The sequence below is a fragment of the Arthrobacter sp. P4_F11 genome (assembly GCF_056401395.1).
In genome coordinates, this window is sequence record NZ_JBFUJK010000008.1 from 201,336 (window position 1) to 213,369 (window position 12,034).

The following is a 12,034-nucleotide window of genomic DNA, read 5'->3' on the forward strand; positions in this document are numbered from 1 at the left end:
ACCATGACTGCAGCCACGATCACGCCGGCGGCAACCCGAACATCCACCCGCAAGACGCTCGTCGGCACCGGCATCGGCAATGCCGTCGAATGGTATGACTGGGCGATCTACGCCACGTTCACGCCGTTCATCGCCAGCCAGCTTTTCAGCAAGTCGGATCCGGCGTCCGCGGTGCTGTCCACGCTGGCGATTTTCGCCGTCGGCTTCGTTGCCCGCCCTTTCGGCGGCTTCCTGTTCGGTTGGATCGGTGACCGGATCGGCCGGAAGGCTTCCATGACCCTGGCCGTGGGGCTGGCGTCGGTGGGCAGCCTGATGATCGGCATCGCGCCGACGTTCGCGGCGGTCGGCGTCTGGGCATCGCTCACGCTCCTGGTGGCGCGCCTGATCCAGGGCCTGGCCCACGGCGGCGAGCTGCCGTCGTCGCAGACGTACCTGTCCGAAATGGCGCCGAAGGAACACCGCGGCTTCTGGGCCACCCTGATCTACACCTCCGGCACCGTGGGCATCCTGTTCGGAACCCTGCTCGGTGCCGTGCTGAACATGACGCTGAGCACCGAACTCATGAACGCGTGGGGCTGGCGCATCCCGTTCCTGATCGGCGCGGCCATGGGTCTCTACGCGCTGATCATGCGGTCCCGGCTGCACGAAACGGACGTCTTCGAGGGTGAGGCCGCGACGGAGAAGCGCGCTCCGATCTGGCCGCAGATTGTCCGCCACCGCAAGCAGGCCCTCCAGGTGATCGGCCTGACGGTCGGCCTGACCGTGATCTACTACATCTGGGGTGTCGTCGCCCCCAGCTACGCCACCACCGCCCTGAAGATCGACCGGGGCGAGGCGCTGTGGGCCGGCGTGATCGGCAACATCGTGTTCATCGCGGCGCTGCCCTTCTGGGGCAAGCTGGCGGACCGGATCGGACGCAAGAAAGTGTTGTGGGCCGGTGCGATCGGCGCAGGCATCATGCACTTCCCGATGACCGCCCTGCTCAAGGATTCCGCCTGGCAGCTGGCCGTCAGCATGTCCGTCATGCTGATCTTCATCGCCGCCAGCGCGGCGATCGTCCCGGCCGTCTACGCCGAGCTGTTCCCCACCAGCATCCGCACCGTGGGCGTCGGAGTGCCCTACTCGATCTGTGTGGCAGTGTTCGGCGGAACCGCGCCCTATCTGCAGCAGTGGCTCGGGACCACCGTGCAGATGCCGCAGCTGTTCAATGTGTACGCCGTGCTGCTGCTCGCCATCTCCGCGGCCTGCGTCTTCACCATCCCGGAGACGAAGGGCAAGGACCTCACGCTCTGATCCGGTCCGGTCCGGTTGAGCTATCGGTTGTGGCTGTTCTGGAGGGGGTTCAGGACAGCCACAGCTGATAGCTCATCCCGTTTTTGCAGGGGGAAGGGTCAGTCGCCGATGTAGCGGTCCCGCCCGGCCCGGTACCCGAACACCGCTGCGAGAGAGCCCACCAGCATGAACAGCACACCCGCCGCTGCAAAGGATCCGGTGGACTGGTGCAGCTGGCCGACCAGGAGCGTGCCGCTGGAGCCAATCCCGTAGCCCACGCCCTGCATCATCCCGGAAAGGTGGGCCGCGGTGTGCCCGTCCCGGGTGCGGACCATGATCAGCGTCAGCGCGGCGGCGGTCAGGCTGCCCTGCCCCAGGCCGAGCAGCCCGGTCCACAGCCACAGGAGTTCCACAGGCCCGAAGATGCTCAGCGCGAAGCCAGCGCCGGTCATGAGCGCCACCGCCGTGTTGAGGGCACGCTGGTCCCGGAACCTGGTGGCCAGCGCCGGCGCGAACAGCGAGCCCAGCATCTGCAGCACAATCGAGGCCGAGACGATCAGGCCGGCCGTGCCGCCGTCCACCCCGCGTTCACGCAGGATCGGCGCCAGCCAGGCGAAGACGCTGAAGGACATCATGGCCTGCAGGACCATGAACCCGGTCACCTGCCAGGCCACGGCGGAACGCCAGACGTTGACGCCGCCGGCCGGCCGGGCCGCCCCGCCGGGACGGGCCCGGAGCGCCGGCGGCAGGAACAGCAGAAGGACGACGCCGGCCGGCAGCGCCCAGAACCAGAGCGCCGCCGTCCATTCCCCGCTCGCGCGGAAGACCGGGAACGTGAAGCCGGCACCGAGCGCGGCCGAGGCACAGATCGCGGTGGTGTAGAGGCCGCCCATGAGGCCCAGGCGATGCGGGAAGTCGCGCTTGACCACGCCCGGCAGCAGCACGTTGCACAGTGAAATCGCGGCCCCGCACGCGGCGGTCCCGGCGAGCAGAGCCGGAAGGTGGCCGGCCGCCGGCAGTTCCACGGGCCGCAGCAGCAGCCCGGCGGTGAGCACCGCCATGGCACCGAGCAGCACCCGTTCGGCCCCGAACCGGCGTGCCAGCCCAGGGGCGAGCGGAGCGAACACCCCGAGCAGCGTCACCGGGACGGTGGTGAGCACCATGACCGCCCAGGCCGGAAGCCCGGCGTCGGCCGTCACTTCCGGCAGTACCGCAGCGAAGCTCGAAAAGACTGTGCGGAGGTTCAGCCCGATCAGGACCAGGCAGGTCCCCAAATACGCGAGCTGCCGGCGGCCGGCCGCGCGGGGCGGCCCGGCGGGGCCGTCCCGGAGAACGGCGCCGGCCGAATGGTCCAACTCGTCGGTTTTCCCAGCTGAGGTCACCCGCCCCATTCTTGCAGCCCCGCGTCTTCACCCCTTCCCTTCAATCCTTCCTCAGCGGCTCAACCCCTTCTCCGCGGCCGGTCCGCGGGGGCGGCCGCGGGGTCCCCGGGCGGCCCGGCCCGGCGGACTCAACTATTCTGGAAGGGATGAGCGAATCCCCAGAATCCCCCGGCCTGCAGGCAAACCCGGAGTCCGGCGTCCCGGACCAGAGCCAGTTGCCGCGCCCCGTGACCCCCGGCAGCCAGGCCTCGTTCGGCACCTATGGGGGCCGCCCGGTGAGCTTCGTGCGCCGCGGCACGCGCCTGCAGGGCCGACGCCAGGCGGCCTGGGAGGAACACGCGGACCGTTGGGCGGTTGAGGTCCCCCGCCATGTCGCCAACACCTCCGTCCACCCGGACTATGTGTTCGACGCAGAGGCCGAATTCGGCCGCACGGCTCCGCTGGTTGTCGAGATCGGCTCCGGACTGGGCGACGCCGTTTGCCACGCCGCGGAGCAAAACCCGGACAAGGACTTCCTGGCCGTGGAGGTTTACACCCCCGGCTTGGCCAACACGCTGATCAAAATCAACAGCCGGGGACTGAGCAACGTGCGGGTGGTCGAGGCGAACGCCCCTGAGGTGCTCGCAACCATGCTCCCGGCCGGCTCCGTCACGGAACTATGGGTGTTCTTCCCGGATCCATGGCACAAGTCCCGGCATCACAAGCGCCGCCTCATTCAACCGGCGTTCGCTGATCTCGCCGCCCGGGCCATCAAGCCCGGCGGCATCTTCCGGATCGCGACCGACTGGTCCAACTACGCCGTTCACGTCCGCGAGGTCATGGCGGGCTCGGCGGAGTTCGAGAACCTGCACCAGGGCGAGCGCGCCGGCGCGGACAGCCCCCTGACCCAGGTGTGGGAATCCGGCGTCGAGTCCCGCGTGGGCGGAGCACCGGTCAAGGAAGGCCGGGCGCCGGTCAGCACCGAGCACACCGGACCCAACGAGGGCGTCGACGGGACCGGCGGGTGGGCGCCGCGGTTTGAGGGCCGTATTCTGACCAGTTTCGAAAACAAGGCGCACGAAGCCGGCCGCCTGATCTTCGACCTCAGCTACCGCCGAATTTAGGCACCACGGCGCGCGTGCATCTTTTGTTGAGCGGCTTCGCGTGGCACGATTACGGAACGAACCACGCTGGGTAGTACTAAGGACACGATCATCAAACGAGAATTGAACGACGCTGCTGACGTCGCCGAGGACGTCACCAATTCGAAGCCCCTCGAAATCGCAGCGCGGGCCGGGTTCGCCGTGTCGGGGTTGCTGCACTTCCTCATCGGGCTGGTCGCGATCCGGCTTGCCATGGGCGGCCAGGGCCAGGCCGATGTCAGCGGCGCGGTGGAAGAGCTCGCCGGGCAGCCGGCGGGGCCGTTGCTGCTCTGGACGTCGTTTGCCGCCTGCGTGGCGCTGGCCATCTGGCAGGCGTCCGACGCTATTTTCGATTTCGGGCACCTGCCGACCAAGAAAAAGGTCGGCAAGAAACTCAAGGCAGCCCTGCAGGCCGTGGTGTACGCCTTTTTCGCGCTCACGCTCGCGTCGGTCGCCACCGGGGCCGGCTCCAACAACCGCGAGTCGACTTCCGATATGACCGTAAACCTCATGAAGGCTCCGGGCGGCGTGGCGCTCCTGGTGGTCATCGGCGCCGCGGTAGCCGTCACGGGGATCGTCTACGCGATCCGCGGCTTTCGGAAGTCCTTCCTCAAGTACCTGCGCATGCCGGCCCAGAAGCAGGCGCGCACCGCTGTGACGGTGATCGGCGTCGTCGGCTACGTCGCGAAGGGCGTCGCTCTGCTGCTCGTGGGCCTGCTGATCATCATCGCCACGGTGACGGCGCACCCCGAACAATCAACCGGGCTCGACGGCAGCCTGAAGGCCCTGCGGGAGCAGCCGTTCGGCGTGTACTTGCTGGCCGCAGTGGGCGTAGGCCTGATCTGTTACGGCATCTACATGGCGGTGCGGGCCAAGCTCGCGAAAATGTAGGCCCGCGCCGGTTTCCAAGTCCCGGACCGGACGGGACCGCCGCGCCCGCGAGTGGGCTACCCCTGGGGCACGGCGATGACAGCAACGGTCTGTTGCTGCTCATCGCGCATCTCGACACTGGCGATCCTGGCCAGCTGCACCGGCGTCGCCCCGGTGATCCGGACTCTGCCGGTGGGCGTGGCCGTCCACGCGCAGGCGCGGTCCACGCCGCCGTCACGGTCTTTTACCCAGAGTGAGAGGGTCCCGGCGACGGGCAGGCTGCGGCCGTCCACCGCCAGTTCGGTGCCCCAGGTTTTCCTGACGAGCCCCACCGTGACCTCCAACCCGCTGCTGGCCGCAACGGAATAGCTCGCGTCCGGTTTGGCGGGTTGGTTCAGCAGCGGACCGGCCAGGATCCCCAGCCCCAGGCATGCGGCGGCCGCCGCGGCCACCGCCGACGTCCACCGGCGCCGCACCTTCCGGCGTCGGGCGGCGAGCTCGTCCAGGAGCCGGCTTGGGACAGGTTCGGGTTCCGGCGGAACCAGAGCGCGGTCCCGGGCGGCCGCCGCCGCGGCGGTGAGCGCGACGGCGTCGGACACCGGGATCGCGTCCAGCAGCGCGGGGAGGCTGGCGAGTTCGTCCAGCTCCTGGCGGCAGTGGGCGCACACGGCAAGATGCTGCTCGAAGGCTGCGGCTTCGGCCGGCTCCAGCCCGCCGAGCAGGTACGCGCCGAGGAAGTGATGCAGCTCGGTCCCGTTCACTGCTGCACCCCCATTTCGTCGAGGATGGTCCGTAGGGCCCGGACGGCGTAGAACGCCCGGGACTTCACCGTGCCGCTGGGGATCTTCAAGTGGGCGGATGCCTCCTGGACTGTGTAGCGGCGGTAGTGGAGCGCAACAAGGACTTCGCGGTGTTCCGCGCTGAGCCGCAGCAACGCCTCTTCCATCAGCACCTTGTTGAGCAGCTCGTCGATGCGCCCGGCGCCGACGCCGCCTTCCGGGAGGGCCTGGACATCGTGGTCGCCGGCTTCCTGCGGCCGCCTTTGGGCCTTGCGGTAATTGTCGATCATGATGTTGCGGGCCGTCCGGAACAGGTAGCCGCGCAGGCTGCCTGTGATCTGCGGCGCCTGCTGCCAGACCCGCAGCACCGTTTCCTGGACGACGTCGTCGGCGAGCTGAGGATCCCGGGAGACGCTGAGGACAAAGCGTTTCAGGGCCGTTCCGTGGTCGCGGTAGATCGCAGCCACGACGTCTTCGTCCAGCGGCATTGTCCACCTCCCGGAAATTGGTGCCCTGCCCCTTTACGACGTAGGGGCAGGCCCAATAGTTCAGTGTGCCCCAGGACAGCCCGACACGGACATGTCGGTTCCGCCATGAACCATTCCGCTCTCCATGGCGTCGTATCTCGTAGCGCCGGCCTCCGAGTTGGGCTGGCTCGAGTCTAGGAGCAGCAAATGAAGAAGCATCTCAGCATTGGCTTGTCCGCGTTCGCTCTGGCCGCCCTCCTGTCCGGCTGCGGCGGCGGAACGACCACGACGCCGACGTCGGCGGCACCGGCCACCTCCGCCCCCGCAGAGACCGCCACGAGCGCGCCGGCCAGTTCCGCGCCGTCGTCCATGTCCGCCGCGGTGCTCTCGGTGGCCGACTCCAAGGCGGGCCAGATCGTGGTGGCCGACCAGGGACTGAGCGTCTATTTCTTCGCCAAGAACACGAAGGATTCCGGGAACAGCGTCTGCACCGGCGCGTGCCTGACCTCGTGGCCCGCTGTCACGTCGACGACGGCGACTCCCACAGTTAACGGTGTCACCGGCAAGGTCGGAACCATTCCCACGGCTGACGGAAAGATGCAGGTGACCATCAACGGGATGCCGATCTACTACTACTCCAAGGATCAGGCCGCGGGGGACATCAACGGCCAGGGCGTTGGCGGGGTCTGGTTCCTCGTGTCACCCTCGGGGGAAATGATCACAGCACCGCCGGCCGGGTAGGCTCACCGGCCGCGGATCCGTCTGGCACGGGTTGCTCAGCACGGCACGGCCGGCGCCTGCATTTGGGGGCAGGCGCCGGCCGTACCGGAAAACTGTCGGGGAAGGCCGCCTACGGGCGTGCCTTTTCGAACTCCGCCGACCTAGCGAACTCAACAGCCCCTTCGAACTCCCCGGCCTCTTCGAACTCCACAGCCGCGAGGATTTCCTGGGTCCGCGGATTGAGCATGAAGGCCCCGTCGTCGTCCTCCAGCATGAGGAATTCGCCCTGCTCCGTGGTGAAGTGCCAGGCCAGGGTGGTCTCCCCGTTGTGCACATAATTCGGATCGCCCATGGTGATCCGCACCAGGCTGTGGCCCGCGAGGTCGCACAGCTCGCGGATGATTTGTTCGAACTCCGGCGCGTCCAGGAGCGCTTCCTCGGCGGCTGCCGCCTGGCGCTCGGCGAGGTCGGAAAGCCGGGCCACCCGCCCGGCAATGTGGGCGTCGAGGTCGTCGTCGGAAAGGACCAGCAAGTCCTCCTGGCCGCGCAGCCACGCGGCATTCAATGCGGCGATGTCCTCCGTTGCGAGGATCGACTCGAATTCCCCGTCCAGTTCTTCGATGCGCCGAACGGCCTCGGAGACCCCGTCGCCGGGTTCGTCTTCCTCTGTGCTTCCGGCGGCCCAGCCGCTGCCGCCGTCGAGGTAGCTGTCGACGTCGGTGTCGGTCAGGGCGCCGAAGGCGGCCACCGTGCGGTTGAAGAGGTCCAGGTGCGCGGCGGCACCCATTGCCTCCAGGCCTTCCCGGATGTAGGGGTCGACTTCCTCGCGTTCGGGCGCGGTGAACACGTACTGCGCGAAGCCGCCGGCCAGCGCCTGCGTCAGGTAGAAGTCCACGTAGTAACTGCGCAGCGCGGCCGGGGAGATCTCTTCCGTGTCCAGCAACTCCTCGAACATGGCGTTGACCACGTTGACGTTCGCGTCGACAACGTCCTCGTTTCCGCCTTTGAGGCTTTCGGTGGTCAGCACGGTGGGGTAGCTGTGGGCGGGCTGGATGGCGGGCTCACTGTGGGTCATGCGGAATCCTTACTGCTGGCGCTGCTGATACTCCGGACCTCTCCACGGTAGGTCCGTCGTCACGGCGGGCGGCCGAGCCCCGGTTGAACGTCAGGCGAAGTTTAAGCGGCGCTTGTGCGGGCGGCGGCGAAGTTCCGGGGTCCCGGCCGGCTCGGTAAGATGGATCAGATGACCACCTGCCGAAAGTAGCGCGCACATGCCATCCCATCCGGACGAGAGTGCGGCACTGGCAATACAGACTCCCGCGATCAACGACCGCTCCCTCGCGGCCGGGCTCGCTTACGCCATGGGGAGCCGCGTTTCCGGGATCTCCTTCGACGCCGCCACAGGCCTGCTGCTGGGCAAGGTGCGGGGCGGTTCCGACGTGCCCTATTCCACGACGGCGAAGCTGGTCCGGAAGGCAGGCGGCTGGAGCTGCACGGTGGGCGTCTGCAGCTGCCCGGTCCGCAAGGACTGCAAGCACGTGGCGGCACTGCTCTTCGCGGCCGAAGACAACCCGGCCACCAGGATGCAGCTGCTGGCCCCCGCCGAGGGCACGCGGCTGTCCCGCCAAAGCGCGCCACCGGAAATGGCCGACTGGGAGCAGGCCCTTGGCCCCCTGATCGCCCACCCGGGGATCACGCCGTCCGCCAACGGCACCCCGCTGGCGCTCCAGTTCGACATCGAGGAACCCGCCCCGCACTTTTCCTACACGGGCCGCCGCGATCCGCTCCGCAGCGTCCGCCAGCTCAAGGCACGCCCCGTCATCATGGGCGCCAAGGGCAAGTGGATCCGCGGCGACGTCTCCTGGAGCACGCTGAGCTACCTGAACTACCGGCGCGAATGCAACGAGGCACACGTCGAGTGGATGCAGGAATTCCTCGCCTCGCACACCGCTGTGGCAAACCGCCAGCACTCCGGCACCGGACTGTGGCTGGGACTGAACACCTACGCCGGCAAGAACCTGTGGAGCCTGCTGTCCCAGGCCCAGAAAATCGGCGTCGCCCTGGTGCACAGCCGCGGCACGGAGCCGGTGCGGCTGGTCGAGCAGCCTGCCGCCGTCGGGCTGAACCTGGCGCGCATCGGCACCGGCGGGGACGACGGCGGTCTCGAGCTCGCGCCGACCATCACGGTCGAAGGTGAGGTGGTGGATCCGGCGTCGGTCGGGACCATCGGCCGCCCGGCGCACGGAATCTTCCTGGCGTCCGACGGCGGCGCCCTGCCCGGTACCGCCCCCGCCGACCCCGTCATCACCCTCGCCCCGCTGGAAAGCGGTCTCAGCGAGGAACTGCTGACCTTCGTCACGGGCGGGACAACCCTGCACATCCCCGCACGGGACGAAAGCCGCTTCCTGACCGGCTTTTACCCCAAGCTCAAGCAAACCGCCCGGGTTACCGCCTCCGACGAGTCGGTGGAACTGCCCACGCTCGCCGTCCCCACCCTGTCCCTGCTGGCCAATTACGGGGCCGACCACCGGGTCCGGCTGCATTGGGAATGGCACTACACGTCCGGAAACCTCGTCACGGCGCAGCCGCTGTGGCGGCACCCCGGCGATCACGGCTACCGGGACGACCCGGCCGAGGCCCGCATCCTCGAGGCGGTCGGGCAGCCCTGGGACGTCGTGCCGGCCCTGGGCGAATCCGCGACCGGCGGCTGGGGCACGCCGCGCCTGGCGGCCACGGCAGAGCTGGCCGGACTGGACACCCTCGCCTTCACCGAGGACGTACTCCCCCGGCTCCGCGACCTCCCCGACGTCTCCGTGGATACCTCCGGCGAGATGGCGGACTACCGCGAAGCCGAAGAAGCCCCGGTAGTGGCGATCTCCACAAAGGCGACGGACAGCCGCGACTGGTTCGATCTGGGCATCGTCATCACCCTGGAGGGCCAGCCGGTTTCCTTCGCGGCATTGTTTTCCGCCCTCGCCGCCGGCCAGACCCGCATGCTGCTCCCCAGCGGGGCGTACTTCGCGCTGGACCTGCCGGAGCTGCACCAGCTGCGGGCCCTGATCGACGAGGCCCGCTCCCTGCAGGACAACCCCGGCGACAAGGACGCCCCGCTGCAGATCAGCCGCTTCCAGGCCGGGCTGTGGGACGAGCTCGCACACCTGGGCATCGTGGATGAACAGGCCGCGGCGTGGCGTGAGTCCGTAGGCGGCCTGCTTGAAGGCGGCATCAAGGGCCTTCCCCTGCCCGGGTCGCTGAACGCCGAGCTGCGTCCGTACCAGTTGGAGGGCTTCAACTGGCTGAGCTTCCTGTACCGCCACGGCCTCGGCGGCGTGCTGGCCGACGACATGGGCCTGGGCAAGACCGTCCAGGCCCTCGCCCTGATCTGCGCCGCAAAAGATGCCGCCGCAGGCGATGAAGCCGGGTCCGGGACCGCCCCGTTCCTCGTCGTCGCCCCCACTTCCGTGGTGGGCAACTGGGAGGCGGAAACGGCACGGTTCGCTCCCGGGCTCAACGTGCGCGCCATCGGCGAAACCTTCGCCAAGAGCGGCACGCACCCGGCCGAGGCGATGGCCGGCGCGGACATCATCATCACCTCCTACGCCCTGTTCCGGATCGACTACGAGGCCTACGCCTCCCAGACCTGGGCCGGGCTGGTCCTGGACGAGGCGCAGTTCGTCAAGAACCACCAGTCCAAGGCCTACCAGTGCGCCCGCAAACTGCCCGCCGCCTTCAAACTCGCCATCACCGGCACGCCGCTGGAGAACAACCTGATGGAGTTCTGGGCGCTGACCTCGATCGTGGCTCCCGGGCTCTTTTCCAGCCCCAAACGGTTCGCCGAGTATTACCAGAAGCCGGTGGAGAAGAACGGCGACAAGGGACAGCTGGACAAGCTCCGGCGGCGCGTCCGGCCGCTCATGATGCGGCGCACCAAGGAACAGGTCATCAGTGACCTGCCGCCCAAGCAGGAGCAGATCCTGGAAGTCGTGCTGAACCCGCGGCACCAGAAGGTCTACCAGACCCACCTGCAGCGGGAGCGCCAAAAGATCCTGGGCCTGATTGAGGACGTCAACAAGAACAGGTTCACCATCTTCCAGTCGCTGACCCTGCTCCGGCAGCTGAGCCTGGATCCCTCGCTGATCGATCCCTCCCTGTCCGGGGTGCGTTCCAGCAAGCTCGATGTCCTGTTCGAGCAGCTCGCGGACCTGGTGGCCGAAGGGCACCGGGCCCTGATCTTCAGCCAGTTCACCGGTTTCCTGGGCAAGGTCCGGGAGCGGCTGGTCGAGGAGAACATCGAGTTCTGCTACCTCGACGGCGGCACACGCAACCGCACCGACGTCGTGAACGAGTTCAAGAACGGCGCCGCGCCGGTGTTCCTCATCAGCCTCAAGGCCGGCGGCTTCGGCCTGAACCTCACCGAGGCCGACTACGTGTTCCTGCTGGACCCCTGGTGGAACCCGGCATCGGAGGCCCAGGCCGTGGACCGGACCCACCGGATCGGCCAGGCCCGGAACGTCATGGTCTACCGGCTGGTCGCCAAGGACACGATCGAGGAGAAGGTCATGGCGCTCAAAGCGAAGAAGTCGCAGCTCTTCGCCGACGTCATGGAAGGCGACGCACTCACCGGCGGCGCCCTGACGGCGGAAGACCTGGCGGGGCTGTTCAACGACTGACGCTGACCAACCCGGAAGCTGCGCTTTAGCCGCGCTTCAACCCTGATACGGCCGACCGGGGCTCCGCCCGCAGCCGGGCCAGCAGCGTCGCGGCGAGCAGCGCCGTCGTCATTTCCAGCGCGATGACTGCCAGCAGCGCCCCGGATCCCGACGGCGCCGCGTCGGCCCCTGCTGCCGCAGTGCTCACATGGTGACTGTGGCCCGTGCCGCCGGCTCCCGTGCCGAGGAGCAGGACCGCGTGCACCGCGGTCATGGCCAGCGCCGCGGCCATCACCTGGCGAAGGGCCCTGTGCCTGCCGTGGCGCCAGATGTGCACGGCGCACGGCAGGCACACTGCCACCATGGCGAGCATGAGCACGTTCAGCCAGGTCCCGTGCTGGTTCCCGGCGGCCAGCCACAGATGCGCGAGGCACGACGCCGCGGTCACGGCGGCGCAGATCCGGGAATGGAAGACGACGCCGGCGAGGCCGGCCCGGCGGCCCAAGCTGGCTGCGACACTCACGGCGCCGGCCTAGACAATATGAAGTGTGGTGGTTGCCTGAAGTAGGACTGGAACCCCGGGTTCAAAGAGATTCGTGGGTTGCCGGCCCACGGTCTGTTCCGCATTCTGGTGCGGGTGTGGACTGGTAGAGCCACATTTGAACGTCTGGAGGTTCCAGCCATGAACAAGCGTACCTACGTCGGTTTGGATGTCCATGCGCGCAGTGTCAAGGGTTGCGCGATCGACCGCGAAACCGGTGAAATTCTGCGCCA

At 68.2% G+C, this 12,034-nt stretch carries 10 protein-coding genes; 5 read left to right on the plus strand and 5 right to left on the minus strand.

All coding sequences use genetic code 11. From position 1 onward, the window contains the following. Positions 1–3: 3 nt before the first annotated feature. Positions 4–1,293: an MFS transporter gene (locus AC1DRO_RS11485; protein ID WP_079550797.1), complete on the plus strand. Its 1,290-nt coding sequence runs from the start codon at positions 4–6 to the stop codon at positions 1,291–1,293. A gap of 98 nt (positions 1,294–1,391) precedes the next feature. On the opposite strand, the gene AC1DRO_RS11490 is transcribed toward AC1DRO_RS11485, so the two are convergent. After that, a complete protein-coding gene (locus AC1DRO_RS11490) occupies positions 1,392–2,663 on the minus strand; it encodes an MFS transporter (protein ID WP_476950893.1) in 1,272 nt (423 codons plus the stop codon). Between the two features lie 137 nt (positions 2,664–2,800). On the opposite strand from AC1DRO_RS11490, the gene trmB reads away from it, so the two are divergent. Both trmB and AC1DRO_RS11500 read left to right on the plus strand, forming a co-directional pair. Next, positions 2,801–3,757, plus strand: coding sequence for a tRNA (guanosine(46)-N7)-methyltransferase TrmB (gene trmB / locus AC1DRO_RS11495; RefSeq protein ID WP_476950894.1), 957 nt, complete (start codon positions 2,801–2,803; stop codon positions 3,755–3,757). Between the two features lie 102 nt (positions 3,758–3,859). Continuing rightward, positions 3,860–4,666 (plus strand): DUF1206 domain-containing protein, encoded by an 807-nt coding sequence (locus AC1DRO_RS11500; protein WP_476950895.1) that lies wholly within the window; start codon positions 3,860–3,862, stop codon positions 4,664–4,666. Positions 4,667–4,722: 56 nt separating this feature from the next. Here the strand turns inward: AC1DRO_RS11500 and AC1DRO_RS11505 are convergent, their stop codons facing one another. Together AC1DRO_RS11505 and AC1DRO_RS11510 are read right to left on the minus strand one after the other, a co-directional pair. Continuing rightward, entirely contained in the window at positions 4,723–5,406 is a 684-nt protein-coding gene (locus AC1DRO_RS11505) for an anti-sigma factor family protein (protein WP_476950896.1), read from the minus strand. After that, positions 5,403–5,912: a sigma-70 family RNA polymerase sigma factor gene (locus AC1DRO_RS11510; RefSeq protein ID WP_476950897.1), complete on the minus strand. Its 510-nt coding sequence runs from the start codon at positions 5,910–5,912 to the stop codon at positions 5,403–5,405. The genes AC1DRO_RS11505 and AC1DRO_RS11510 overlap by 4 nt, the downstream gene beginning before the upstream one ends. A 186-nt stretch (positions 5,913–6,098) precedes the next feature. Here AC1DRO_RS11510 and AC1DRO_RS11515 point away from each other — a divergent pair, with 186 nt between their 5' ends. Beyond that, on the plus strand, positions 6,099–6,632 hold the full coding sequence (locus tag AC1DRO_RS11515) for a COG4315 family predicted lipoprotein (RefSeq protein WP_476950898.1): 534 nt from the start codon (positions 6,099–6,101) through the stop codon (positions 6,630–6,632). A gap of 109 nt (positions 6,633–6,741) precedes the next feature. Here AC1DRO_RS11515 and AC1DRO_RS11520 read toward each other — a convergent pair whose 3' ends face one another. After that, positions 6,742–7,686 (minus strand): DMP19 family protein, encoded by a 945-nt coding sequence (locus AC1DRO_RS11520; protein ID WP_476950899.1) that lies wholly within the window; start codon positions 7,684–7,686, stop codon positions 6,742–6,744. A 196-nt stretch (positions 7,687–7,882) separates the two neighbouring features. On the opposite strand from AC1DRO_RS11520, the gene AC1DRO_RS11525 reads away from it, so the two are divergent. Next, on the plus strand, positions 7,883–11,281 hold the full coding sequence (locus AC1DRO_RS11525; RefSeq protein ID WP_476950900.1) for a DEAD/DEAH box helicase: 3,399 nt from the start codon (positions 7,883–7,885) through the stop codon (positions 11,279–11,281). 25 nt (positions 11,282–11,306) lie between these two features. Here the strand turns inward: AC1DRO_RS11525 and AC1DRO_RS11530 are convergent, their stop codons facing one another. Then, positions 11,307–11,783 (minus strand): hypothetical protein, encoded by a 477-nt coding sequence (locus tag AC1DRO_RS11530; RefSeq protein WP_476950901.1) that lies wholly within the window; start codon positions 11,781–11,783, stop codon positions 11,307–11,309. Between the last annotated feature and the right edge of the window lie 251 nt (positions 11,784–12,034).